This window comes from Aquamicrobium terrae, assembly GCF_040545735.1.
Lineage (GTDB): Bacteria > Pseudomonadota > Alphaproteobacteria > Rhizobiales > Rhizobiaceae > Mesorhizobium > Mesorhizobium terrae_A.
Genome location: NZ_JBEPML010000005.1, coordinates 151,494 through 176,692, shown reverse-complemented (window position 1 = coordinate 176,692; position 25,199 = coordinate 151,494). Strand labels below are relative to the sequence as shown.

The following is a 25,199-nucleotide window of genomic DNA, read 5'->3' as shown; positions in this document are numbered from 1 at the left end:
TTCTTCTCCCTTCAATCGCCGGTATCGGACCGACGGCCGCGATCGTCCGCCCGCAGACAGCGCGGCCGGTGGACCCTGCTCCTCTCATATGCCCGCCTGTGCGCGGCGCGGGCCGCCGCCGTGAACCCTATTCGCCGGGCAGGATGTGCGTGGCTTCGGGCCGCCACGACACCCAGATCAGTGCGCCCGGCTCCAGGTTCAGCTTCTCCAGTTCCTCATGGCTCTTCTGCGCCTTGATCTCGGTGCGATCGGCTCCCTCGAGGTGAATGACCGCCGTGGCGCCGACGAACTCCTCGCCCACCACCGAGGCCTGCATGCCGTTATAGCCGTCGGCCGGCGGCTCGTTGCTGAGCTGCACGCGGTCGTCCGAGACCACGAAGGTCGCCTTGTCGCCCTTGGCGAGCCGGCGCGCCGCATTCGGCACGACGATGAACTCGCCGGCCGGCGTGGCGATCTTCACCGACTGGCCGTTGGCATAAGAGACATTGCCGGCGAAGATGTTGGACGAGCCGAGGAACTCGGCGACGAAGCGGGTGTGCGGCGCGCGGTAGATTTCCTGCGGATTGCCGATCTGCTCGATCCGGCCGCGACTCATGATGACGACGCGGTCGGCCATCGAGAAGGCTTCCGACTGGCTGTGCGTGACATAGACGAAGGTGATGCCGAGTTCGCGCTGCAAGTTGGAAAGCACCGTCTGCATGCGCACCTTCAGATGCGCGTCGAGCGCCGAAAGCGGTTCGTCGAGCAGCAGGATTTCCGGCTCCGTCACCAGCGAACGGGCAAGCGCCACACGCTGGCGCTGGCCGCCTGAAAGATGCGCGACATTGCGCTCGGCGAACTCGGTGATCTGCATCCGCTCCAGCCAGGTATCGGCGCGCCTGCGGCGCTCCGCCTTGCCGACGCCGCGCATGCGCAGGCTGAACTCGACATTCTCGCGCACCGTCAGGAACGGAAACAGGGCAAGGCTCTGCCACACCATCGGCGTGTCGCGCTTCCAGGTCGGCAGATCGTTGATGCGCTTGCCGGCGAGGCGGATTTCGCCCTCGCTCGGCGCCTCGAGCCCGGCCAGCATGCGCAGCGTCGTGGTCTTGCCGCAGCCGCTGGAGCCCATGATGGCAAGGAACTCGCCCTTGCGGATTTCGAAGTCCGTCTTCTCGACGGCGACGAAACTTCCGAAACGCTTGGCGACGCCGTCGAAGACGACGAGGGGCTGGTCGGTCATGACAGCTCTACTCCGGCTGGAATGGCCGCTGCCCTCGGCGCGGCGCTGCGTTTCATGAGCAGGATCTGGGCCAGCACCACCAGCGTCATCGAGGCGATGAACACGAAGGTGCCGATGACGTTGATGCGCGGGCTGACCTGCCCTTGGAGGAAGCCGAGCACCTTGACCGGCAGCGTCTCGTTGAGGCCCGAGACGAACCAGGCGACGGCGAACTCGTCGAAGGAGACGGCCATGGTGATGAACAGCGCCGCAAAAATCGCCGGCTTGCAGAAGGGAACGATGACATGGCGCATCGCCTTCCATTCCGATGCGCCGAGGTTCCACGCCGCTGCCTCCAGCGTGGGGTCCATCTGGGACAGCCTGAGGCGGATGATCGCCATGGCGAAGGGCGCGCACATCACCACATGGGCGATGATGACCGAATGGATGGCGCCCGACAGGTTGATGTTGGACAGGAACGCCAGCATGGCGAGGCCGAGGATGACCACGGGGATCGTCGGCGGCAGCAGCGCCAGCGCGAGATAGAGGTTCTTGCCGAAGAACCTGTAGCGGAAATCGGTATAGGCCGCGCCGAAACCGAGGGCCGTCGCCAGCACCGACACCACAAGCCCGGCGACCAGCGTGTTGCGCAGGCCTTCCCAGACCAGCGGATCGGCCGCAACCGCCTCGTACCAGACCGTCGAGAACCCGCCGAGCGGCAGCGAGGGGAAGCGGTCGACATTGAAGGAGAAGACGAAGCTCGCCGCGATCGGCGCGAAGATGAAGGCGAAAGCTAGCAGCACGTAGAGCTTCAGCGCCCAGTCGATCAGCCGGTTGCTGTTGAAGGTGTTCATCGTCCGCGCTCCCTGTAGGCATAGCGCACGGCGGCGAAGGCGACCGCGAGCAAGGTCGCGATCATGGTCAGCGCGATGACCGCCGCGCGCGGCCATTGCTGGCCGGACTTGGTGGTGTCGGTGATCAGGATCGACAGCGTGGGCGGATCGCCGCCGCCGAGATAGAGGGGGCTGACGAAATCGCCGAAGGTGAGGATGAAGCAGAACAGCGCCGCGATGACGAGCCCCACCCTTGCCGAGGGCACGACGACCTCGAACACGGTGCGCAACCGGCCGCAGCGCAGATTGTGCGCCGCCTCGATCAGCGTCCTGTCGACGAACACCAGGCTGAACAGTTGCAGGAGCACGACGAGCGGGAAGCTCAGGGTCAGGTAGCCGACCATGGTCCCGAAATTGGAGTTGAGCATGCCGTACGGCCCGAGCCCCGCCTGGGCGAGCAGGGCGTTGATGATGCCGTTGTCAGAAAGGAATATCTGCCAAGAATAGACCCGCACCAGATAGCTGGTGAAGAAGGGAATGACCATCAGGAACACGGCCCAGCGCCGCGCCGTCTCCGACAGCTTGAAGGCGATGGCATAGGCGCAGGGAAAGGCCAGCGCGCTGGTGATGACCGCCGCCGCCGTCGCCAGCCCGAAAGTGCGCAGATAGGCGTCCCAGAAGACGCCGCGGCCGAGCATCCGGACCCAGTTGACGGTATCGAAATCCGGCTCCATGCGGAAATTCCGCACTGTCCAGAAGCTGAGCGCGATCAGGAACAGCAGGGGCGCCAGAAAGAACATCACCTGCCACACCAGCATCGGCAGGGAAAAGGTCAGTCCGTAGAGTGTGATCGACTTCCGCATCGCCTCGGTTCCAGGCTCATGATCCGCCCTGCCGGCCGGCTGCCGTGCAGGGATTGCGGGAATGGGGCAGGCGCGAACGCCCCTGCCCCGCCTGTGGTCAACTGGCGGACCGCAGGCCCTGACTACGAGCCCTTGTATTCGGACCAGAAGTCGTTCCAGTCCTCCAGGCTCTGCTGCACGGGCAGTTGGCGATATTTGATGCGGCCGCTGCGGATGAGGTCCATCGCGTTGCCCTCGTTGAGCAGCATGCCCTGCCGCCTGGCTTCCTCGGGCGTTTCCGTGGCCAGAAGCTCCCAGCCCTTCCTGTTCGGGATGAGGCAGGGATATGCCGCCATGTTGGCCGACTTCACCTGCCCCTTGGGCGAGGTGATGTACTGGATCCATTTGCGGGCCAGATCGGCCTTCTGGCTGCCCTTGCCAATGGAGAAGGACTCTGTGAACTGCAGCCCGCCCTCCTCGGGGATGACGCTTTTGACCTTGGCGCCGTTGCGCTCCAGCGTGCCGGTGATCCAGTCGCCGATCCCGGCCATGGCCAGCATCTGCCCGTTCTGCAACGAGGAGAAGGTGCCGCCATAGTCGAAGAAGCCGCCGATCTGCGGCCGCAGCGTCTTCATCTTTTCCTGAAGCTTCTCCCAGGCTCCCTCATCTATATCGTAGGGCGAGGCATTGCCTTCGAGCAGGCTGATCTGGCCGAGATTGGGCAGGTGCCAGTCGAAATGGCCGACCTTGCCTTTCAGCTTCCCGTCCCAATAGACATTGTAGGTCGAGGCTTCCTTTTCGGTGAGGGCATCGGTGTTGTAGGCGACGCCGAGGAAACCGAAGCGGGTGAGCACCGAATAGAGCTTTCCATCCTGCCAGTGGCCGGGAAACTGCTGGAACTCGGGGAAATAGTCGTCGAAATTGTAGTCCTTCGGGTCCAGCTCCTCGATATAGCCGGCGGCGTTGAGCTGCTGGACGTATTCGGCATCCGACAGGATGACGTCGAAGGTACCGGGCGGGGACTGGGCGATCAGGCCCAGCATATTGTCGCCGCCGGTGTAGTATTTCGGCTTGAACTTGACGTTGTTCTCGGCCTCGAACTCGGCCACCACGTCCGGCTCGGCGTGACCGTACCAGGCCAGCATGGTGAGTTCGACCGGCTGGGCGAAGGCAAGCCGGCCAAGATAGGGCATGGCGAGGACCCCGCCTCCCAGAATACTCGCACCCTTCAAGATGTCGCGCCGGCTACGACGGACGGACAGTTTCTTCCCGATGGTCATCGCATTCCCCTTTTTGCTTTTGTTGCGCCAAGGGTAGCAGCCCGGATACATTTGAAAAATTAATTCTCATAATTTTCGCATTTGCATTGCTTATTGCAAATCGAGCACTCCGGGGCTCCGGGCGGGATCGCCGACGACGCCGGCCTCGTCGAGCCGGGCAATGATGTGGTTCACCAGCCGGATGCCGGCATCCGAAAGGCGCGGATGCTTGTAGAACAGCCCGACGCGGATTTCGGCCAGCGGCGGAAAGCCGTCGCTCTCGTCCAGCAGGCGCATGCCCGGCAGCATCGTGTAGCGCGTCAGCGCGCTGACGCCGAGCCCGTTGACCACGGCGTTCTGCAAGCCGCCGATGCCGGAGCCCGTATAGGCGACGCGCCAGCGGATATGGGCGGCATCGAGCGCCTGGATCATGCGCGCGCGGTAGGCGCAGCCTTCCGGATGGGCGGCCAGCGGAATGCCGTCGGCCGGGTTGAAGCGCACCCCTTCCGCCGCCGCCCAGATCGGCCGCTCGATCCACGACCGCGACAGATATTGCGTGCGCTCGTTGTTGACCATGGCGATGGCCAGGTCGAGTTCGTCGGCGCGCAAGCGGTCCAGTATGTCGGCGCTCCAGCCGCAATAGATCTCCAGCGAGATACCCGAATGCTGGCGCTGATATTGCGTGATCACCCCTTGCAGGAACGCCACCGCGTAGTCGTTGGGCAGGCCGACGCGCAGCACGCCCGAAATCCGCGACCGGTTGAAATAGGACGCAACCTCGTCATTGAGCCGCAAGATTTCGCGTGCATAGCTCAGCAGCATCTCGCCCTCGCTGGTCAGCAGCAGCGAGCGCCCCGATTGCCGGATGATCGGCGCGCCGACCAGTTCCTCCAGCCTGCGCATCTGCAGCGAGATCGCCGGCTGGGTCCGGCCCAGCACCTCGCCGGCCTTGGTATAGGCGCCGAGATCGATGACGGATACGAAGGTGCGCAGGAGATCGGTCTGGAAATTGACGATATTGGCCATGGATTTCCATTCCTCATGGGAGGATGACAATTATAAATTTCCCATATCATGCACGGAGCTTCAAATCATCCATGTTCGCAAAAATGGGAGATGACTATGCACGAGCAATCGGTCTTCGCCGCGGAGCTTTCGTGGCCCGACTATGAAGCCCGCGTCCGCGATGGTGCGACGCCGATCCTGTTGCCGACCGGCTCGATGGAGCAGCACGGCCACCACATGCCGATGAATGTCGACGTGCTCTTGCCGGTCGAGTTCGCGCGCCGCGTCGCCGGCCGCATCGACGCGCTGGTGGCGCCGCCCTTCACCTATGGCTACAAATCGCACCAGAAATCCGGCGGCGGCAACCACCTGCCCGGCACCACCAGCCTCGACGGCGCCACGCTGGTGGCGGCGCTGCGCGACGTCATCAAGGAATTCGCCCGCCACGGCGTACGCCGCATCTGCCTGTTCAACGGCCACTTCGAGAATTCCTGGTTCATCGCGGAGGGCATCGACCTGGCGCTGCGCGAACTGAAATGGGGCGGCATCGACGACATGAAGATCGTGGTGCTGTCCTATTGGGATTTCGTCGACAAGCCGACCATCGCGCGGCTCTACCCCGACGGCTTCACCGGCTGGGATCTCGAACATGGCGGCGTTCTGGAAACCTCGCTGATGCTGGCGCTCTATCCCGATCTGGTCAGGATCGACCGCGCCATCCACCACGAGCCGGCGTCGTTCCCGCCCTATGACGTCTATCCGGCAAGGCCCGAATGGACACCGGCGAGCGGCACCCTGTCCTCGCCCCGGGAAGCCTCCGCCGAGAAGGGCGAAATCCTGCTCGACGTCTGCATCGAGGGGATCGTCAAGGCGCTGGAAACCGAATTCCCGCGCTGAATCCCCCCAAACAAAAAAGCCGCGATTGCCCGCGGCTTTTTCTTTCTTCCTTCCATTCTACAGCGGCCGCCGGATGATCGCGGTCCTGCGTGCCTTCACCACTGCCAAGGCCGAAGGCCTGCCCGTTGGCAGCATAGCGGCAACGCAGGCCCCGATGCGGGCCAGCAGCCCCGGCCCGCGCGGCGGCCGGCGAGGCGGGGACGGCGGCAAGGGCTTGCCGATCCGCCCCTGCGGCCAGTCGACCGGGATATAGAACCCCATGACGAGCCCCTGTCCGCTCAGTTCCTGATGATGTTGTGCTCGGGGCCGAAGGGGAAGCCGGTGATGTTCTCGGCGCCGTCCTCCTTGACGATCAGGATGTCGTGCTCGCGATAGCCCCCGGCGCCCGGCGTGCCTTCCGGCAGCATCACCATCGGCTCCATGGAAACCACCATGCCGGGCTCCAGCACCGTGTCGATGTCTTCGCGCAGTTCCACCCCGGCCTCGCGGCCGTAATAATGGCACAGCACGCCGAAGGAATGGCCGTAGCCGAACGAACGGTATTTCAGCAGGTCCCACTCACGATACATGTCGTTGAGCTCGAGCGCGATGTCCTTGCAGCGGGCACCCGGCTTGATCAGTTCCAGCCCCCGGCGATGGACCGCCACGTTCTTCTCCCAGATGTCGAGGCTGGCATCGTCGACATGGTCGCAGAACAGTGTGCGCTCAAGCGCGGTGTAATAGCCGAAGATCATCGGGAAGGTGTTGAGCGAAAGGATATCGCCCGACTGCACGACGCGGTTGGTGACCGGGTTGTGCGCGCCGTCGGTGTTGATGCCCGACTGGAACCAGGTCCAGGTGTCCATCAGTTCGACGAATGGGAACGACTTGGCGATCTCGCGGACCATGGCGTTGGTGGTGGCGATGGCGATTTCGTGTTCCGGCACGCCGGCCTTGATCGCCGCCGCACAGGCCGCGCCGCCCACGTCGCAGACGCGCGCGCCCTCGCGGATCAGCTTCTGTTCCTCCGCCGACTTGATCGTGCGCATCCACATCGAGGGCTGGCCGACATCCACGAACTCGACGCCCGGCAGCGCTTCCTCGAGCTGACGGCGGAAGTCGAGCGAGACGTGGTCGAACTCGATGCCGACGCGCTTGGCGCCCTTCGTCAACTGGCGCACCGCCTGATAGAAATTATCCCGGCGCCAGTCGGTATAGGTGATGTTGTCGCCGAAGCTGCGCCGCCAGGGCTGGCCGCCATCGATGCCGGCGGAGACGGTGGTCGCCTTGTCGTGGTCGATGACCATGCCGTATTTGCGGCCGAAATAGCAGTACAGCCACCCGGAATAATAGTTGATGCAGTGATAGGAGGTGAACAGAGCGGCATCGACGTCGTTCTTGGCCATCCAGCCCCGCACGTCGTTCTGGCGGCGGGTCATTTCGGCCTCGGAGAACGGCGAATAGTCCTTCTCGCCATTGTGCCATTTCATGACATGCAGCATGTCGTCGGTCGTCGCATGGGAGAGATTGTCGGCCATCGGGTGCTCCTCCTTGAAGTGCCGGGTTTATGGGCCCAGACTAGAGTCGCCGATGGCATTTCAAAAATTTATTCAAGAAATGCCGCCATGAACATTGCTTATATTGACTGGCGGTGCCTGCCGAACCGGGGCGGCAATCCACAGACTGCTACCGGAATCTGTCCCCTGTTTGCGAAATCGCAAGCAGCCCGATACCGATCCGGCGTAGGGTTCCTCCAACAATGGAGCAGAATTGCCGGCGGAACGGGAGGAGCACAGCTGGGGATCGCCAGCGATTCGGACAGATGAGGATCACCGGATGAGAAACGTCATGGAGCAGTGTGCGCAGACAGGTTCCGTCCTGGCGCATGAAAAATCTCCCCCGGCTCCCTCGGGCCTGTCTCCCGCACTTCGCCAGATTGCCTGCCAGTCGCGGCTGTTCTCGACCCTGCCGCCCGAACTGCGGGCACCTCTGCTCGATGCGGCCCGCGTCACCCGTCATGGCCGCGGCACCACGATTTTCCACCGCGGCGACACCGCCCGCTCCATCCACATCGTCGCCGAGGGCTGGGTGAAGCTCTACCGCATCGCCCCGAGCGGCACCGAGGCGATCGTCGGCGTGATGACCCGCGGCCAGAGCTTTGGCGAGCCGATCGCGCTGCGCCACGCCGCCTATCCGGTTTCGGCCGAGGCCAGCACCGCCTGCCGGCTGATCGCCGTGCCGGCCACGGCCCTGCTGGCATTGCTCCAGTCGCGCCCGGAAGCGGCGATCTCGATCCTTGCCTCGACCTTCCTGCACCTTCAGGGGCTGGTTGAGCAGATCGAACAACTCAAGGCCCGCTCGGGCGCGCAAAGGGTGGCCGAATTCCTGCTGGAACTGTGCCCCGAGGGCGCGGAAAGCGCCACCGTCACCCTCCCCTACGACAAGGTGCTGATCGCCGGTCGGCTCGGCATGAAGCCAGAAAGCCTGAGCCGGGCCTTCGCGCGGCTGCGCGAGCATGGGGTGACGGTCCAGCAGAGCAGCGCCGTCATCGCCTCGGTGAATGCGCTGTGCGACCTCGCCAATGCCGACCCGGCCGCCGCATGGGCGCGCTGACCGCAGATTTCAGATCGCGTAGAGCCCGAAAAGCACGGTGAGCCAGATGCCGAGCGGCACCGTGGCCACGAATATCCAGCCCGTCGCCCGCTTCAGGTGCAGGAAGCCGGACAGAATCGCGCGCGCCTTGAGGAAGGCCAGCACCAGCAGCAGGGCCGCCGCCACCCGGCCGTCGAAGAAGGCCAGCGTGGTGGTTGCGGCCGTCAACGCCACGAGCAGAAGCCAGGTGCGGGTCAAGCCCTCCATGCGTCACGCCAGCAGGTAGATGGGCGGCAGGATCAGCACCCAGACCAGATCGACCATGTGCCAGAAGGCGGCACCCGCCTGAACGGCCTCGGCCCGCGCCCGCAGCCCGACGATGCCGAGCAGGACGATGCCGGCCAGCACATGCGCGGCATGGAAGCCGGTGATGAGGAAATAGAAGGTGTAGAAGGGGTGGGTCTCGATGCCGATGCCCGCCTCCATGTCGGCCGCATATTCCATGCCCTTGACCACGAGGAACAGCACGCCTCCCAGCGCCGCCAGCCCAAGGAACAGGCGAGCCGCGCGACGCTCCTGATGCGCCGCCGCCCGCTCGGCCCGCGCCGCGAACAGGCCGGAGGTGACCAGCACCACGGTGTTGAGCGCCGCCATCCGCCCGTCGAGCATGGCTTGGGCGGCTGCGAATCCTTCCGGATCGGTGAGCCTGACCGAAGCCATCGCCGTGATGCCGGCGGCAAAGACCAGCACCTCGGAGGCGATGAGCACCCACATCAGGAGCTCGCCGGGCAGGTCCTCGATCCGCATCAGCCCACCAGATGCCGGTAGATGTCCGGAAGCGCGGAAATCAGCCGGTCGGGATCGCGGATCACCGAAAAGCCGCCCTGCCCGAACAGGCGCGGAAACCAGGCCTGGCCGTCGCGGTCGATGGTGATGCCGTAGACGGCATGGCCGGCGCGGCGCGCCTCGCGCACCGCCATGGCGCTGTCCTCGATGCCATGGCGTCCCTCGTAGTGGTCGAGGTCGTTGGGCTTGCCGTCGGTCAGCACGATCAGCAGCCGGCGGGCCCGCGCCTCCTGTGCAAGGCCGGCCGAGGCATGACGGATCGCGGCGCCGAGGCGGGTGTAGAAGCCCGGCCGCAGCGCGGCGATGCGGGACTCGATGACGGCATTCATCGGCTCGTCGAAGCTCTTGCAGCCATGCAGCCACACCCGGTCGCGCTTGAGCGACGAGAAGCCCTGGATGGCGAAGCGGTCGCCGCAGGCATGCAGCCCCCAGGCCAGCGCCGTGAGCGCCTCGCGGGCGATGTCGATCACCGGGCGTCCGGTGACGGCGGATTCGGTGGAGCGCGAAACGTCGAGAAGGATGGAAACGGCAAGGTCGCGCTGCTCGGGCCGGGCCTGCCGCCAGATCCTGTGGCTGCCGCGCCCGGTGGCGCGCAGATCCGCGACGGAGCGCAGCGTGGCGTCGAGGTCCAGTTCCTCGCCGTCCGGCTGGGCATGGCGGATGATCTTGGCCGGCCGCAGCGCCTCGAACTGCTGGCGCACCGCCCGGATGCGCCGCCGCGCCATGGCGTCGAAACAGCCGCTTTTCCCGGGGTCAGGCTCCACCGGAGCGGCCAGGACTCGGGTGTGGGCGGGAAGATAGGCTCCGGTGCGGACGTCCCATTCGGGATAGGTGAAGACGCCGGCGATGCGCTCGCGGTCCACATCCTCCGGGGCGAGGTCGAGATGCAGCTTCAGCCGGGTGGCGGGCGCCTTCGACACCTGCCCGAGGGCGATGTCGTCGTGATCCTCGGCCGCCTTCTTGGCGTTGTCGAAATCGTCGTTCTCGACGCGGCGGTTGAGGTTGAGGAACTCGGTCCAGGACAGCAGTGCCTCGAATTTGTAGAGGATGATGCTGTCCTTGCGCTCGGCCTGGTCCGCCTTCCGGCGGCGGGCGCGGCGGGCGGGCCCGTCGCTGGATTCCTCCGGATCGCCGCCGGTGGGAACGGCCTCGACCTCGGACGGGGCCGACTTCGCCAGACGACGCAGGTCGACCCACATCGGCACCGGCAGGAAGGTGCGATAGCCGCGCGGCGCGCGCCAATGGGCCGGCAGGGCATGAAGCGCCGAAAGCAGCGACGGGTCCGGTGCCTCGGGTGCGCCGAGCAGATGACGGACCAGCGCCTCCACCTTCGCCTCGGTGCCGCGCAGGTTCGGGCGGGTGCGCAAGGAAAGGTGCGCCGCCGCCAGCCTTTGCCAGAGCGGGCGCAGGCCCGGCGCTGCGGCCAGCGTGGCGCGGGTCATGGCTTGTGCCGCCACGATGGCGGCGAGATCGGCGCGGAAGAGATCGTCCTCGTCCGGCGCCGCCGCAACACAGGCCGACGAGGCCGCCAGCCACAGATAGAGCGCCTCATTGTCGGCACGCTCGGGAAAGACCGCCAGTTCGACCGGCAGGCGCAGGGCCTCGCCGTCGAAGCTGGCGCGCGCCACGCGCTCCGCAGGCGTGGCGAGACGGCGGCGGAACGAGCGCCTATGCCGGCTTTCCTCCTCGGCCACCGCCTTGACCTCGACCGCCGGATCGCCCCCCAGCCCACGGAACATCACCCCGATGCGCGGGCGCATCGCCTCCAGCGTCACCCCGGCTTCGGGAAAACTCGGCGGCGGGTCGAAACGGCTGGCAAGCCCATGCCAGAGCTTGCCGACCGTCTCCTCCGGCTCCCAGGGGATGATCTCGATATGCCCCATGCCTCAGCCTGCCACCGCCGTGACCAGATCGGCCAGGCCGCGCTTGACCTCGGCATCGTCGGTGAGCGGCTCGATCATCGCCACCTGCACCGCGCGGTCGAAGGACATGCCCTGCGCGATCAGCGTGGCGCAATAGACGACCAGGCGGGTGGAAACGCCCTCCTCGAGGTCCTGCCCCTTCAGGCCGCGCAGCTTGCCGGCGATGCGCACCAAGAGCCTCACCCGGTCTTCCGCCAGCCCGCTTTCGGCGATCACCACCGGCACTTCGTGCTCCGGCTTCGGGAAACCGAACTCGACCGAGAGGAAACGCTGCCGCGTCGAAGGCTTCAGCGTCTTGAGGATGTTCTGGTAGCCGGGGTTGTAGGAGGCGACCAGCATGAAACCGGGGCCGGCCTGCAACTCCTCCCCGGTGCGGTCGATGGGCAGGATGCGCCGGTCGTCGGTCAGCGGGTGCAGCACGACGGCGACGTCCTTGCGGGCCTCGACCACCTCGTCGAGGTAGCAGATCGCGCCCTCGCGCACGGCGCGGGTGAGCGGGCCGTCGACCCACACCGTCTCCCCGCCCTTGAGCAGATACCGGCCGATCAGGTCGGCGGCCGAAAGATCGTCATGGCAGGCGACCGTATAGAGGGGCCGCCCGAGCTTCGCCGCCATATGGGCGACGAAGCGCGTCTTTCCGCATCCCGTCGGCCCCTTCAGCAGAAGGGGCAGGCAGGAGCGATGGGCGGCGGCGAACACGTCGCATTCATCGCCCTGCGGAAGGTAGAAGGGCACGGTCCCGCTTTCGGGATTTACGAACTGGTCCATTTTTCCCTACTCCGCCGCGTGCTTGACCACGGGGCCGGGCTCGATCATCTCGCTGCGCGGGAAGAGCGAGGAGAAGATGAAGATGAGCGCACCCAAGACCACCGCCACGCCGGAGCCGAAGCGCATCCAGTAGAACAGGGCCAGTTGCTCCTGAACCTCCATGAAGTTCATGCCCATGACGCGCTGGAGATGGGTCTGCACCGTTCCGGCGAAGGTCAGTGCGAAGGTCATGAACACCATGCCGCCCGACATCAGCCAGAACGACCCCATGTTCAGCACCTGGTTGTAGGGATCGCGGTTGCGAAGCTGGGGCAGCGCATAGGTGAAGAGTGCCAGGTTGAGGCAGACATAGGCGCCGTAGAAGGCCAGATGCCCGTGCGCCGCCGTCACCTGCGTGCCGTGGGTGTAGTAGTTGACGCCGTGCAGCGTGTGCAGGAAACCCCACACGCCGGCGCCGAAGAAGGCCAGGACCGAGCAGCCGAGGCTCCACAACAGCGCCGCCTTGTTCGGATGATCGCGCCGGCCCTTCCAGACCATGACGAAGGCGAAGGCCATCATGGCGAAGAAGGGCACCACCTCGAAGGACGAGAAGATCGAACCGATCCACTGCCAGTAGGCCGGCATGCCGATCCAGTAATAGTGGTGGCCTGTGCCGAGGATACCGGAGAACAGGGCGGTCGCGACGATGACATAGAGCCATTTCTCGACCACCTCGCGGTCAACGCCGGTCAGCTTCAGCATCAGGAAGCCGAGGATGGACGCCATGATCAGTTCCCACACGCCCTCCACCCACAGATGGATGACGTTCCACCAGTACTGCTTGTCGAGCGCGAGGTTGGGCGGATTGTAGAAGGCGAAGAGGAACAGCAGCGCCAGACCCCACAGCCCGATGAGAAGGATGGAGGAGATGGCGGTCTTGCGCCCCTTCAGCACGGTCATCGAGACGTTGTAGAGGAAGATCAGGGCCGCCACGACGATGCCGACCTTGACCCAGAGCGGCTGCTCGAGGAACTCGCGGCCCTGCTTGCCGAGCAGGAAATTGCCTTCGAAAAAGTTGAAGAGATAGGTCGCCACCGCGCCCAGCGTGCCCACGGCAAGGATGGCGAGTTGCAGGTAGGCGAGCGCCGGCGAGTGGATTTCCCGCTCCGCCTCTTCGGGGATCAGGAAATAGGCCGCGCCGAAGAAGCCGAGCAGCAGCCACACCACCAGCGCATTGGAATGCACCATGCGCACGATGTTGAAGGGCAGGAGTTCCGACAGGAAGTTCGGCTGGACGTAGATGTAGCCGAGCACAAGCCCCGCCGAGACCTGTACGGCGAAGAGCGCGAGCGCCACATAGATATAGGCCAGCGCGATCCGTTGAGATTGATATTTCATGACATGCTCCTCAGCCGGCTTCGTTTGGCGGCCAGTCCTGGGTACGGATCTTGTTGGTCCACAGCAGGAAGTCGGACAGTTCGCGGATCTCCTGATCCGTCAGGTGGAATTGCGGCATCTGGCGACGCCCCTCGGCCCCCGAAGGCTGGGACTCCATCCACCCCTTCAGCACCTCGAAGGCGCCGTCCGGGTCGTCCTGGACGCCCCAGCGGGTCATGACGTTGCCGACCTCGGGAGCGAAATAGGCGCCCTCGCCGAGGATGGTGTGGCAATTGACGCAGCCGTGCTTTTCCCACAGGTGCTTGCCGGCCGCGACGCTGTCGGTCAGGCCGGCGCGATCGGTGGACGTGTTCACGATATAGATGTGGCTATGCACGAAGAGCGCAGCGAATATGAGAATGAAGAACAGTGACCCGCCATAGAAGATGTTGCGGGCCATGCTCTTCGTCAGGACTTCGCGCATGGCGAGGGGCTCCCGGAGCTGTTGACGAACACCCCACGGATGCCCCTCCCCGTCGCGACCGGCCTTAACCAAAGTCAAGGCTGCGGCGTTTTGACGGAGGCACTATCGGGCATGAACAAAAAGGATCGAACGATGCACGATGGCTGGCCGGTCTGGAAGCTGGCGCTGCTGCTCTATGTTTTCGCGGCGGCGGCCGTGGCCATCAACCTGTTCATGCTCGGGTTGATGTTTCAGAAGTTCGGCTTCGCCGCGCTTTCGCCCGTCCAGAGCCTGCTGCTTTCCGGTCCGCTCGGCGTTCCGGCAGCCTGGGCCGCCGGCCGCTGGGCCCGCCATTTGCTCGATGAGGCCGCCGAGGGCAACTGAACCCGTACCGCTTCCGCATTAATCGGGCCTGAACCCAAGAGGTAGAACCCTCTTCGGAATTCAACGCAATGCGGAGCCCGCAGCGACGATCCCGAGATGATAATCGCAACGGGAAAGGCCTATATTCGCCAATCGTCAGACCAGATGCCAATCGCCCGCAAGAGCGGAGGTGCATGGCCGGCACGCAATACGAAACGAAAGCATCTCCAGCAATCGTTGCGTACTGCATCTGGGACGGGGTGCATGAATGGACAGGCTTCCAATTCTTGCCGTGGATCTCGACAGGACATTGATCGACGGCAACATCCTGCATGAGGCCGCCTGGGAATATGCCTCCAGAAACATCTGGGGCTTCTTGCAGGCGCTCGTCCTGCTGCTGCTCGGCAGGGCGCAGTTCAAGGCGCATCTGTCGCGATGCGTGACGGTCGACCCCGCCCGGCTCGCCTATAATCCCGAGGTTCTGGACTACATCCGGGACTGGCGGGCGCAGGGCGGGAAAGCGGCCCTGGTGACCGCCACGGACCAGCACGTCGCCAAGGCCATTGCCGACCATCTGGGGCTCTTCGACGAAGCCCATGGCTCGGACGGGACGCACAACCTCAAGGGAAACCGCAAGGCCGGCTTTCTCGTGCAGCGCTACGGAGCGGGCGCCTACGACTATATCGGCGATGCCCACGCCGATCTCCCGGTCTGGAATTCGGCCCGCAAGGCCATCACGGTGGGGCTGTCGCCGATGGAACGGAACCAGGTGCATTCCCTCGGCGGGGAGGTGGTCCACCTGCCCGGCACCCGGAAGGACATCGGCCCCTACATCAAGGCCCTTCGGCCCCATCAATGGGCGAAGAACGTGCTCGTCTTCCTGCCGTTGATCGCCTCCCACGAGACCTCGCCATCGATGTGGTTCAACGGCGTCGCCGCCTTCATCTGTTTCAGCCTGGTCGCTTCGAGCGTCTATGTGCTGAACGACCTGCTGGACCTGTCCGCCGACCGCATCCACCCGCGCAAGTGCAAGCGGCCACTGGCCTCCGGCGCGCTGCCGATCGAGCACGGGACATGGATGGTGCCTGCCCTGCTGCTGGGCGGGTGCCTGTTCGGCCTGCTTGTCCAGAGCCTGGCCTTCTTCGGGGTCATAGCGCTCTACTACCTGCTCACCCTGGCCTATTCGCTCAGCCTGAAGCGCAAGCTCATCATCGATATCTGCACGCTTGCCGGGCTCTATACGCTGCGCATCTTCGCCGGCGGCACGGCAGCCGGCTTGCCGATCTCGGAATGGCTGCTGGCGTTTTCGATCTTCTTTTTCTTCTCGCTCGCGGCGGTCAAACGACAGGGGGAACTGGTCGACACCGCCCATTCCGGGCATACCAAGGTGGCCGGGCGCGGCTATGAGTGCGACGACCGCCTGATCGTGTCGATGATGGCCGTCAGCTCCGGCTATGTCGCGGACCTCGTGCTGGCGCTGTATCTCGATTCGCCGACGGTCCGGCAGCTCTACGCGCACCCGGTCTATCTGTGGGGTATCTGCCCCATCCTGCTCTACTGGATCAGCCGCATGGTCATGACCGCGCATCGCGGCTGGATGGACGACGATCCCATCGTGTTCGCCATGAAGGACCCCGTCAGCCGCTATTGCGGGGTGATCGTATGTCTGGTCATCACGGCCGGGGTCGTGTGACCCATGCTGCAACTCGTCATCCGCTACAGCCTCTTCGCGGCGATTGCGACTATCGTGAACCTCGCGACGCAGCGCCTGGTGCTGGCAGCCTCCGGGACGGCCGGCGGCATGAGCTTCGCGCTCGCCATCCTGGCCGGGACGGCGACGGGGCTGCTGACGAAGTACATCCTCGACAAGAGATGGATCTTCTTCGACACCTCCACCGGCCTCGCCACCCACGGTCGGAAGTTCGGCCTCTACACGGTCATGGGCATCGTCACGACCATGGTCTTCTGGGGCACCGAGACGGCCTTCTGGCTCGCCTGGGGAACGGATGTGGCGCGGGAAGCGGGCGCCGTCATCGGCCTGACGGTCGGCTATGTCATCAAGTACAATCTCGACCGCAGGTTCGTGTTCACCCTCCGGAAAGCGGAGGCGTGAGCAATGGAGATTTGCGGCTGGGGGCGTTTTCCGCGGGTCGAGTGCCGGATCGGCTTTCCGCATGACGAGGAAAGCCTGCGCAGGCTCGTCACCTCCGGCCGCAGCATCGCCCGCGGCAACGGCCGCGCCTATGGCGACAGCGCCCTCAACCCCGCCCGCACCATCGACATGACCGGCTTCGACCGGATGCTGGCTTTCGAGCCGCAAACCGGGTCGCTCACCGTGGAGGCCGGCGTCATTCTCGGCGATATCATCGAGGCCTTTCTGCCGCGCGGCTGGTTCCCGCCCGTGACGCCCGGCACCAAATTCGTCTCGGTGGGCGGCATGATCGCGGCCGACGTGCATGGCAAGAACCACCACAAGCACGGTTCGTTCGGCGCCTTCGTGGAGTGGATTGACCTCATGGTCGCGGACGGCAGCGTGCTGCGCTGCTCGCGCGGCGAAAACCCGGACCTCTTCGCCTTCACCGTCGGCGGCATGGGGCTCACCGGCATCATCCTGCGCGCGGCCATCCGGCTGATGCCGGTCGAAAGCGGATGGGTAAGGCAACAGACCATTCCCGCCTGCTGCCTGGCGGACGCCATCGAAATCTTCGAACGGTCCCGTAGCTGGACCTATTCGGTGGCCTGGATCGACTGCTTCGCGCAAGGCAACGCGCTTGGCCGGTCCATCGTCATGCTGGGGGAACATGCCGTCCGCGCGGAACTCGACGGCAGCACGAAATCCACTCCCTACGCCATGGCGCCCCGGCGCAGGCGCCGCCTGCCGCTGGACGCGCCCCGCCTTGCGCTCAACCGCTTCTCGATCCGCGCCTTCAACGCATATTACTACGCAAAAGGCCGGCGAAACGCCGGTTCGAGCCTCGTCGACTGGGACAGCTATTTCTATCCGCTGGACACGATCCTCGACTGGAACCGCATCTACGGACGACGGGGCTTCGCGCAGTTCCAGTGCGTGCTGCCGCTCGCCACGTCGCTGAAGGGCCTGAGCGAATTGCTGGCGGCCATTTCGAGCGCCCGCCAGGGCTCGTTCCTTGCCGTGCTGAAACGCATGGGTGCCCAGGAAAGCCGCTTCTCCTTCCCGATGGAAGGCTACACGCTGGCGCTCGACTTCCCCGTAGGCGCCGCCAGCCTGGCGCTGATGGAACGGCTGGATGCCATCACCCTCGCCCATGGCGGACGCTTCTATCTGGCCAAGGATGCCCGCATGAATGCCGCGACCCTCGAAAGGGCCGACCCGCGCGTCGGCGCCTTTCGTGAAATGCGCAGCATCTCGGGCGCCGCCCACCATTTTTCCTCATTGCAGTCGGAGCGGCTTCTTCTCTGACACCCCGGCACTGGAGGTCTGCACGCATGGAACCGATCATGGCGACACAGAAAAGGTCCCTGCTGGTCATCGGCGGCACCTCCGATATCGCGAAGGAGACCGCGCTCACCTTTGCCCGCAACGGCTGGACCGTCATCATCAGCGGCCGCGATCCGGACGATATCGCGGCCGAGGCGGCCAATCTCGAACTGCGCGTGCCGGGCAGCAGGGTCGCGGCCGCAGCACTCGACATACTCGATACCGAAAGCTTCGTGCCGTTCCTCGACCGCCTGCCTTCCCTGCCGGATGCGGTGCTGTGCGCCGTGGGCCTGCTCGGCAACCAGGGACAGGCCGAGCGCGACCCCGCCCATGCCTCGCTGATCATGCGCTCCAACTTCGAAGGCCCCGGCCTCTTGCTCGGCCTCATCGCCGATCGCTTCGAGGCGCGCGGCCAAGGCGCGATCATCGGCATATCCTCGGTGGCGGGCGATCGCGGCCGCGCGTCGAACTATGTCTACGGCGCCGCCAAGGCGGGGCTTTCCGCCTTCCTTTCCGGGCTGCGCAACCGGCTCGCCGGAAAGGGTGTGCATGTGCTGACGGTCAAGCCCGGCTTCGTCAGAACCCGGATGACGGCCGGCATGAAGCTTCCCGCGGCGCTGACCGCCGAGCCGCGCGAGCTTGGCGAGGCCATCTACCGGGCCGTCGAGAAGCGCAGGAACGTCATTTATGTGCGGCGCGTGTGGCGGCCGATCATGTTCCTTATCGGGTCCATACCGGAAACGGCATTCAAGAAGATGTCGCTATGATCTTTATCAACTCAAGACGCCCCGCAAGCAAGGACCGTGGAACCATCATGGTTTCATGGATCGACGGGCTGAAATCATATTCCGGTCTTCTGGCCACGAGCCAGCATGACTACGGCCCTCATTTCCGGCTTGCGATCGCCATGCAGGCCGTTTTGGCGGTGCTTGGCGCGGCATTTCTGGTCATGCTGTTCGCGGACGGGTCCTATTTTTCCTTCGTCATCGCCGCTGACCAGCCATGGACCTTGCACTGGCACCGTTTCCCGGCGCGCGCCACCGCCTTCCTGTTCACCGCCGCCCCGGTCTGGCTCGCCAACAAGCTCTTCCACATGCAGGGAATTCCGCTTGTCCGCCTCTATTCCTTCGTTTTCAGCCTGGTCATCCTGCTCCAACTCATAGCCGTCTATAAACTCGCCGGAAAAAATCACAGGAACCTCCTGCTCTTTCCGCTGCTTGGCTACGTTCTCGGCCCTGCGCTGGGATATGGCTTCCCCTCCGAGATGATGCTGTCTCCGGGATTCTTCTGGATCTGTCTTTTCCTGCTGATTCAGGACAAATCAAACCTGATTTATTTTTATATGTCGGAAACGCTTTTATTATTCACGCATGAGCTATCTATAATATTATTTTCTCTCATTTTCGTATCGTATTTCTATTTCATAAATAGAAAAAATATAATTCATATTATATACATAGTATCTTTGACCTGCGTCTGGGCTTACCTGAAGCTGTCCGGGTCCAGTTCGGGCGGAGATGGAAACATCATCTATGTCCTGGACCCAAGAAGGGTTCTCAACAATCCAACGCTTTGGCTTGTCATTCTCCTTATGGGGGCCGGCTATTTCAGCGCGAGGATAGGTTCGGCCAGAGTCAGGATCGCAACGTTCCTGTCTTCGGCCATCCTCATATTTTGCATTTTCATCTATGCCGGGTTCAACTTTTCCAATGGGCGCTACGATTCCGCGAGAACCGTCGCGGCATTCGCAAACCTGGCTCTCGGAATAGTCTTCCTTCTGGGGCAGATGGAAAAGCGACGAGACGCATCCGTACTGTGGAGACCTGTCGACAGGCAACGATCCGAAAGGTCTTCCCGCTTCCTCGCCGCGTCCTCATTGATCGCCGTGTTCCTGTCTTCGGCGATATTCCTTCACCAGTGGAACGGCATCAGGGACGAGGTCGTCGAATCGACGAACGCCGGCGTGGGCTCCGGCCCCCTCAATATGATTCTGTTCGAGGACCTGCCCGGCTCCGACAAATTGAGGACCGCACTGGAACGATGGGGGCCGGGAACGTCGTGGACCTGGCCCTATGCCGGCATCATGGTCGCGCCCGACTATCGCCCCGCCCAGATTGTCCTCGATAGGCGATCCGCCTTTGCATTCTGCGAACGGCAGCGCGGGGTCCGGCTGGGCGACGGCACGAGGATCGATCCCCTGATCCTGGCGCAGATCGCCCGCTTCGCCTGCAGCCAGCCGCCGCCGGAACGGCACAAGGGCCTGCTCGGGCGGATGCGGGAAGCGCTTTTCGGGTAACGCGCCGTTCAGCCGAAGACCCGGCTTACCTGTGCGTGGACATGGCCGAAGGCCTTCTCAGCGCCGGCAATGACCCGCGCTTCCTCCGCCGGCGACAGCTCGACGGCATCGAGGGCGGCGGTGAAGGTGCGCCAGTGCAGGCCGCGCCCTTCCGGGGCGCCGGCCAGATGACGGGCGCCGAACTCTTCCGACAGGCCGAGTTTCTGCGCGTCCTTGAGCAGGAAGGCGGCCCCGAGGTTCGAGCCTTCCGCCACATAAAGCCAGCCGAGCGCGGTGGCCACGTCCACCGCAGCTCCGGCGGCGAAGGCCGGCTGGCCGTCATAGGCCGGCACATTGATGCCGAGATCGGAAAGATCCTGCTCGATCTGGGAAAGCCGGCGCCGCCCCTGCAAATCCGGCAGCATCCGGTCGAGCCCGGCGTCGTCATAGAGGGCATCGATTTCCCGGTGGAAGGCATGCTGGACCGCCACGAACAGCCCGTAGCGTTCGCGGCCGGCAAACGGCTCGCCGGCCATGATCGCCTGGTCGAGGCGTTGATGCGTCTCGCGCGTCGCCGCCTTCAGCCGCTTCGCGCGGCTCGCCTCATCTGCCGTGATACCGGCGTCCAGCACTTCCACAGTCATCATGTCCTTTCCTGCCCCCGGGGCATAGTCACGAACCGCTCCCAAGGCGGCATTTCAGAAGTTGGTCGTCACACTTGCCCTGAAGGTCCGCCCCGGCGCGGGCACGGCTGCAAGGCTCATTGCGTCCATATAGAACCGGTTTGTCAGATTCTCGCCCGAGAAGGAAACCGTCACGCTGTCGTTGACCTTGTAGCTGGCGAAGGCGTCGACCACGGTATAGGGGGCCCATAGCTTCTTGGGCATGATCAGGCCGCCGTCGAGGCTGCTGGGCGCGCTGATCGCCCGCTTGCCGACCTTCGAGACGCGCGCGCCGATCGTCAGCCGCTCGTCGAACAGCCGCACGCCCAGCGTCCCGGAGAGCGTGTATTCCGGCGGGATGTAGTTGGTGGAATAGTCCTCCGGCAGGGAATGGTTTACGCAGCCCGCGACCGGCAATCCGGCGCCATAGCCGGCCACGCCGTCGCAAAACGCGATCCTGCTGTAGCGGATGCCGTTCGCCTCGACGAACCAGGAGCCGGCGTCGTAGGAGGCCGATGCCTCCGTGCCGGCGAATTTGGCGGCGCCCATATTGTAGGGAATGAGCATTCCCAGCCACGGATAGCTGGCTTTGGTGAAGGTGCCGCGGGCGATGTAGTCCTTAATCGTGTTGTCGAAATAGGCGACCTTGAGGCGAAGCTTGTCGCCGGGCACGAACACATCGTCCTTCAGCACATTGGCCCCCAGCTCCCAGTTCTGCGAGCGCTCCGCCTTCAGGTAGGGGTTGGGGAAGAAGTCATACTTGAAATTGGCTTCCGTCAGGCTCGGCCCGCGATAGCCGGTGGTGTAGTTGGCGAAGAGCTGCACGCTATCCACCGGCGTCAGCACGACGCCGAGATGCGGCGACCAGCCCGAACCGTCGAGCGCATTGCGCGAGATGCCGTATTCGTCGAGGAAATACTGCTCGTATTGCGGGTAGTTGCGGTAGGAAACCCGGTCCTTGGTCTTGTAGGCGGTGTATCGGAGGCCGCCATTGAAGCTCAGCCAGTCCAGGGGCGCATAATCGAAGCGGGCGAATGCGCTTCCTTCGTGCCGGCGGCCGTTCTGCGGCAGATACCAGTTGCCTTCGTCCAGCGGCTTGGTGTCCTCCAGCAGGTAGGAGGCGCCGTAGTTCAGGGTCAGGTCGCCGTAATCGGAATGGAAGGAGGAGGTATTGGAGATTTCCGACCCCACCATGTAGGTGTCGATGGGAACGATCGAGCGGCTGTTGATCGGCAGGGTGTTCGGGTCCCAGATGACGGGCGTCGCCGAGCGCGTCTTCTGATCCAGCAAGGTGCCCCACACATTGAAGCGCAGGTCGATCAGGTCGCTGTCGTCGGGCTTGTAGCCATATTTGGCGATCAGCCTGTGCGCCGTCACCTGGTTCGGCTCCTGCTGGCCGACAAAGTCCCAGCCGAAGCGCGACACCTGCGAGGGCATCACCTCGCCGAAATCGCTGTCATAGTAGACGTAGCTGGCCTCGACGCTGTGGCCGCCGTCGAAGCTGGCCTTGCCCTTGACATAGGCGGACAGGACCTCGCGCTGGCTGTTGACGATCTCGCTGTCGCGCTTGACGGCGGTGATCTGGTGTTCCTGGAAGGAGCCTTCGGTGGTCTCCTCCAGGATGGTATCAGGGCCGTGCCTGCCGGTGAAATAGTTGCCCTGCTTGCGGCGGGCCAGGCCGGCGACGATTTCGGCGTCCCCGAAACGACGGGCCGCGACGATGCTGCCGTGGCCGCTGGCAATATCGAACAGGCCGGGAGCGCCGATCCTCTTGTCGAAGGTGCCGATCGGCGGTGCGCTCACGCTGTTGCTGGACACGCTGCCGCGCAGGCGGATGCCCCAGTCCTTGCCTTCCTTGATGATGTCGTCGGCATCGAGGGTCCGCATGTTGATAACGCCGCCGATGCTGCCGGCGCCGTCGGCGCCTGCGCCCGGCCCCTTGGTGATGTCGATGCCGGCCAGCAGGTCCGGATCGACATAGGTGCGGTTGGAGGCGCCGAAATAGCCGAGATAGACGGGCACGTTCTGCAAGGTGCCGTCGACCCGCACCGGTGTGCGGTTCATGCCCTGCACGCCGCGTATGTTCACCTCGATCGCCGGGCTGTTGCGCCCGTCCGCGGCGATGACGCCCGGCGTGTTGCGGAAGATGTCGCTGGTCGAGGTGCCCCCTGTGCGGTCGAGTTCCTCGCGCGAGATATGGTTCACCGAAGCCGGCGTCCTGTAGGGCGCGTCGGCGCCGCCCGTGCCGACCACATCGACGGGATCGAGCACCAGGGCACCCTGCGCGTCGACCGGAGCATGAGCGGCCGACACGCGGTCGCCGATCGTCACCGTGTCGGCGCTGGTGAAGCGGTAGGATAGGCCGGTGCCGGCCAGGAGCCGCGACAGCGCCTCCTCCCGCGTCATCGTTCCCGAAAGCGCCGGGCTGGTGCGGCCGGCAACGACGCCCGAGGGCAGCAAGAGCCTGAGCCCGGCCTGATCGGCGAATATGGTCAGCGCCGCACCCAGATCCTGGGCGCGGACATTGACCGAAACGGTGCGCGCGGCCTGCGCATGCGCCACGCCTGTGCCGCACGCCCCCGCCGCCAGCAGCAGGGCGGCCGAGCCGAGAAGCCCCGCCCTGAACCGCCTGAAACCGTAATGCCAGCCTTGCCCCGAAGCCACTTTGCGCATGAATACTCGTCCTGCCGTGTTGACACCCTTCGAGGACGTGGCTGGCAGCTTTCGCTCATGCTGCCGGGCACTCGTGCTTCGGCGCGGTCTGGCTTGGTCCTCATCCCCTAGGACGAAATGACGGGCACGATCCTGCACCGGAAAATCGAATAAACTTGATATTTTCTATCAACTTATTGATATCAAAGCGTTCTATTTTCGTCCCTGGCGTGCGGCCCTACCGGATCACCGTCACGAACGGCAGCCGGGTGACATGCACCGGCAAGGTCTGTGCCATGACCTCCAGCACCGAATCGGGATCGGCAAGGTCGAACACGCCGGTCACTTCCAGCGCCCGCAGGCGCGCCCCGGCGATCACGATCGGCCCGGCGCGATAACGCTCGATCTCGGCCACCACTTCGCCCAGCGGCCGGCGGTTGAAGATCAGCTTGCCGCGGCGCCATGCGGTCGCCATTTCGGCATCGACCGTCTCTATGGCCGACACGACGCCCCGCATGTCGTAGCGCACGCGCTGGTCGGCATGGGCGACGACCGGCGCCGCAGGCCCGGTCCTGCCCGAAACGCCGACCGCGCCTTCCAGCACCGTGACCACCACCTGTCGCGGGCGGATATCGACGTCGAAGACGGTGCCGAGGGCGCGCGCCTGGCCGCCATCCGCCTCGACGACAAAGGGCCGCGCCGCATCATGGGCGACGGTGAAGGTCGCCTGCCCCCGGAACAGGCGCAGGGCCCGGATGCTTTCGCTGAAATCGACCGAAAGCGCCGATCCCGCATTGAGGAATGCCGTCGAGCCATCCGGCAGACCGATGCTGCGCTGCTCGGCAATGCCGGTCACATGGTCGGCAAACAGAAGCGGCCCCAGCACGCCGCTGCCATAGAGGGCCGCGCCCGAAATCGCGGCCACGCCGCCGCCCAGCACCGTGCGGCGGGTGACGCGGGCGCGCTGCGCCTTGCGCTCGGCCTGCCGCACAGTGCTGCCGGCAAGGCCCACGCCGTCCCAAATGGCTTGCGCTTCCCGCGCGGCCTCTTCATGGGCGGGGCTGCGCTTGCGCCAGCGGTCGAAGGCGGCATGGTCGGCCTCGCCGGCCCGACCGGAATGGAGCCGGACCAGCCATTCCAGCGCTTCGTCGCTCAGGCCGGTGTCCATCTGTCGCTCCTCACGATTTTGCCACGCTCCCGCAAAGGCGCACCCCGGAACCAGAGCCCTCTATAGCAAGGACGAATCGAGGCCCGGGAACTTGCACCCTGCCCGCGAAAAAAGCTCAGGACTGGTCGCGGAAATGGTCCCGGCAATGGCGCAGCGCCTGCATCAGATAGCGTGCGACCATGCTTTCGGACACCTCGAGCCGGGAGGCGATCTCCCGGTGGGAAAGCCCGTCGCAACGGTTCATCAGCAGCGCGGCGCGCGGTTTCGGGGGAAGCTGCGCCAATGCGAGGACGAGAAAGCGCAACTGGTCACGATCGATAACCACCCGCTCCGGCGAGGGGCAGCCATCCTCGATGGCCTGGAGCACCGCCTCGTCGCTGACGCAGCGGGCCGAATGACGCCCCTCCTTGCGGGCAAGGTCGATGGCGATGTTGCCGGCCACGCGCAGGATGAAGGCGTGCTGGTCGCGAATATCGACAGGCTGGCCCTTCATCCGCGACAGCCGCAGCCAGGTTTCCTGCAAGGCATCCTCGGCCAGTTCGCGGGAGCCGGTCTGGCGCTTCAGCCGCGCGCACAACACGCTCCACTGGCGCAGATAGACGGAGATCAGTTCGTGATACGCGTCCGAGGCGGCGGCACTCATGGTCATCGCTGTGTTG

25 protein-coding genes are annotated in these 25,199 nt (G+C 64.7%); 8 read left to right on the top strand and 17 right to left on the bottom strand.

Annotated features, from left to right (window positions below; all coding sequences use genetic code 11):
• Positions 1-127: 127 nt before the first annotated feature.
• From ABID37_RS09595 to ABID37_RS09575, 5 genes are all read right to left on the bottom strand, one after another.
• On the bottom strand, positions 128-1,222 hold the full coding sequence (locus ABID37_RS09595) for an ABC transporter ATP-binding protein (RefSeq protein ID WP_354194042.1): 1,095 nt from the start codon (positions 1,220-1,222) through the stop codon (positions 128-130).
• On the bottom strand, positions 1,219-2,055 hold the full coding sequence (locus tag ABID37_RS09590; RefSeq protein WP_354194041.1) for an ABC transporter permease: 837 nt from the start codon (positions 2,053-2,055) through the stop codon (positions 1,219-1,221). Before ABID37_RS09590 ends, ABID37_RS09595 begins: the two co-directional genes overlap by 4 nt.
• Positions 2,052-2,897: an ABC transporter permease gene (locus tag ABID37_RS09585; protein WP_354194040.1), complete on the bottom strand. Its 846-nt coding sequence runs from the start codon at positions 2,895-2,897 to the stop codon at positions 2,052-2,054. Before ABID37_RS09585 ends, ABID37_RS09590 begins: the two co-directional genes overlap by 4 nt.
• A 122-nt stretch (positions 2,898-3,019) precedes the next feature.
• Positions 3,020-4,156, bottom strand: a complete 1,137-nt coding sequence (locus ABID37_RS09580; RefSeq protein WP_354194039.1) for a polyamine ABC transporter substrate-binding protein — start codon at positions 4,154-4,156, stop codon at positions 3,020-3,022.
• Between the two features lie 90 nt (positions 4,157-4,246).
• Positions 4,247-5,161, bottom strand: coding sequence for a LysR substrate-binding domain-containing protein (locus ABID37_RS09575; RefSeq protein ID WP_354194038.1), 915 nt, complete (start codon positions 5,159-5,161; stop codon positions 4,247-4,249).
• A 96-nt stretch (positions 5,162-5,257) separates the two neighbouring features.
• On the opposite strand from ABID37_RS09575, the gene ABID37_RS09570 reads away from it, so the two are divergent.
• Complete coding sequence (locus tag ABID37_RS09570) at positions 5,258-6,037, top strand: creatininase (RefSeq protein WP_354194037.1); 780 nt, start codon at positions 5,258-5,260, stop codon at positions 6,035-6,037.
• 57 nt (positions 6,038-6,094) lie between these two features.
• Here ABID37_RS09570 and ABID37_RS09565 read toward each other — a convergent pair whose 3' ends face one another.
• Both ABID37_RS09565 and ABID37_RS09560 read right to left on the bottom strand, forming a co-directional pair.
• A complete protein-coding gene (locus ABID37_RS09565) occupies positions 6,095-6,298 on the bottom strand; it encodes a hypothetical protein (protein WP_354194036.1) in 204 nt (67 codons plus the stop codon).
• A 17-nt stretch (positions 6,299-6,315) separates the two neighbouring features.
• Positions 6,316-7,554: a M24 family metallopeptidase gene (locus ABID37_RS09560; RefSeq protein WP_354194035.1), complete on the bottom strand. Its 1,239-nt coding sequence runs from the start codon at positions 7,552-7,554 to the stop codon at positions 6,316-6,318.
• A gap of 298 nt (positions 7,555-7,852) precedes the next feature.
• Between ABID37_RS09560 and ABID37_RS09555 the strand changes: the two genes are divergently transcribed.
• Positions 7,853-8,629, top strand: coding sequence for a Crp/Fnr family transcriptional regulator (locus ABID37_RS09555; RefSeq protein WP_354194034.1), 777 nt, complete (start codon positions 7,853-7,855; stop codon positions 8,627-8,629).
• A gap of 9 nt (positions 8,630-8,638) precedes the next feature.
• On the opposite strand, the gene ABID37_RS09550 is transcribed toward ABID37_RS09555, so the two are convergent.
• The 6 genes from ABID37_RS09550 to ABID37_RS09525 are packed head-to-tail and all read right to left on the bottom strand — an operon-like array spanning position 8,639 to position 13,984.
• Positions 8,639-8,875, bottom strand: coding sequence for a cytochrome C oxidase subunit IV family protein (locus ABID37_RS09550; protein WP_354194033.1), 237 nt, complete (start codon positions 8,873-8,875; stop codon positions 8,639-8,641).
• Positions 8,876-8,878: 3 nt separating this feature from the next.
• Complete coding sequence (locus tag ABID37_RS09545; protein WP_354194032.1) at positions 8,879-9,415, bottom strand: cytochrome c oxidase subunit 3; 537 nt, start codon at positions 9,413-9,415, stop codon at positions 8,879-8,881.
• A complete protein-coding gene (locus ABID37_RS09540) occupies positions 9,415-11,337 on the bottom strand; it encodes a nitric oxide reductase activation protein NorD (RefSeq protein ID WP_354194031.1) in 1,923 nt (640 codons plus the stop codon). Before ABID37_RS09540 ends, ABID37_RS09545 begins: the two co-directional genes overlap by 1 nt.
• 3 nt (positions 11,338-11,340) lie before the next feature.
• Positions 11,341-12,144 (bottom strand): CbbQ/NirQ/NorQ/GpvN family protein, encoded by an 804-nt coding sequence (locus ABID37_RS09535; RefSeq protein WP_354194030.1) that lies wholly within the window; start codon positions 12,142-12,144, stop codon positions 11,341-11,343.
• A gap of 6 nt (positions 12,145-12,150) precedes the next feature.
• The gene (locus ABID37_RS09530; protein ID WP_354194029.1) at positions 12,151-13,521 is read right to left on the bottom strand and encodes a cbb3-type cytochrome c oxidase subunit I; all 1,371 of its coding nucleotides are present in this window, start codon (positions 13,519-13,521) and stop codon (positions 12,151-12,153) included.
• A 10-nt stretch (positions 13,522-13,531) separates the two neighbouring features.
• On the bottom strand, positions 13,532-13,984 hold the full coding sequence (locus ABID37_RS09525; protein WP_354194028.1) for a c-type cytochrome: 453 nt from the start codon (positions 13,982-13,984) through the stop codon (positions 13,532-13,534).
• 21 nt (positions 13,985-14,005) lie between these two features.
• Here ABID37_RS09525 and ABID37_RS09520 point away from each other — a divergent pair, with 21 nt between their 5' ends.
• The 6 genes from ABID37_RS09520 (at position 14,006) to ABID37_RS09495 (ending at position 20,079) form a co-directional block, all read left to right on the top strand.
• Entirely contained in the window at positions 14,006-14,347 is a 342-nt protein-coding gene (locus tag ABID37_RS09520) for a hypothetical protein (protein WP_354194027.1), read from the top strand.
• A gap of 247 nt (positions 14,348-14,594) precedes the next feature.
• The gene (locus ABID37_RS09515) at positions 14,595-16,019 is read left to right on the top strand and encodes a UbiA family prenyltransferase (RefSeq protein WP_354194026.1); all 1,425 of its coding nucleotides are present in this window, start codon (positions 14,595-14,597) and stop codon (positions 16,017-16,019) included.
• Between the two features lie 3 nt (positions 16,020-16,022).
• Positions 16,023-16,439, top strand: coding sequence for a GtrA family protein (locus ABID37_RS09510; protein WP_354194025.1), 417 nt, complete (start codon positions 16,023-16,025; stop codon positions 16,437-16,439).
• A gap of 3 nt (positions 16,440-16,442) precedes the next feature.
• Entirely contained in the window at positions 16,443-17,765 is a 1,323-nt protein-coding gene (locus ABID37_RS09505; RefSeq protein WP_354194024.1) for an FAD-binding oxidoreductase, read from the top strand.
• A gap of 38 nt (positions 17,766-17,803) precedes the next feature.
• Positions 17,804-18,550: an SDR family oxidoreductase gene (locus ABID37_RS09500; protein ID WP_354194023.1), complete on the top strand. Its 747-nt coding sequence runs from the start codon at positions 17,804-17,806 to the stop codon at positions 18,548-18,550.
• Entirely contained in the window at positions 18,547-20,079 is a 1,533-nt protein-coding gene (locus ABID37_RS09495; RefSeq protein ID WP_354194022.1) for a hypothetical protein, read from the top strand. The genes ABID37_RS09500 and ABID37_RS09495 overlap by 4 nt, the downstream gene beginning before the upstream one ends.
• An 8-nt stretch (positions 20,080-20,087) precedes the next feature.
• Here ABID37_RS09495 and ABID37_RS09490 read toward each other — a convergent pair whose 3' ends face one another.
• The 4 genes from ABID37_RS09490 to ABID37_RS09475 form a co-directional block, all read right to left on the bottom strand.
• Positions 20,088-20,702, bottom strand: a complete 615-nt coding sequence (locus ABID37_RS09490) for a biliverdin-producing heme oxygenase (protein ID WP_354194292.1) — start codon at positions 20,700-20,702, stop codon at positions 20,088-20,090.
• Between the two features lie 54 nt (positions 20,703-20,756).
• Positions 20,757-23,393, bottom strand: a complete 2,637-nt coding sequence (locus tag ABID37_RS09485; RefSeq protein ID WP_354194021.1) for a TonB-dependent receptor — start codon at positions 23,391-23,393, stop codon at positions 20,757-20,759.
• A 217-nt stretch (positions 23,394-23,610) separates the two neighbouring features.
• Positions 23,611-24,540, bottom strand: a complete 930-nt coding sequence (locus ABID37_RS09480) for a FecR family protein (protein ID WP_354194020.1) — start codon at positions 24,538-24,540, stop codon at positions 23,611-23,613.
• A 115-nt stretch (positions 24,541-24,655) separates the two neighbouring features.
• Complete coding sequence (locus ABID37_RS09475; protein WP_354194019.1) at positions 24,656-25,189, bottom strand: RNA polymerase sigma factor; 534 nt, start codon at positions 25,187-25,189, stop codon at positions 24,656-24,658.
• Positions 25,190-25,199: the final 10 nt, after the last annotated feature.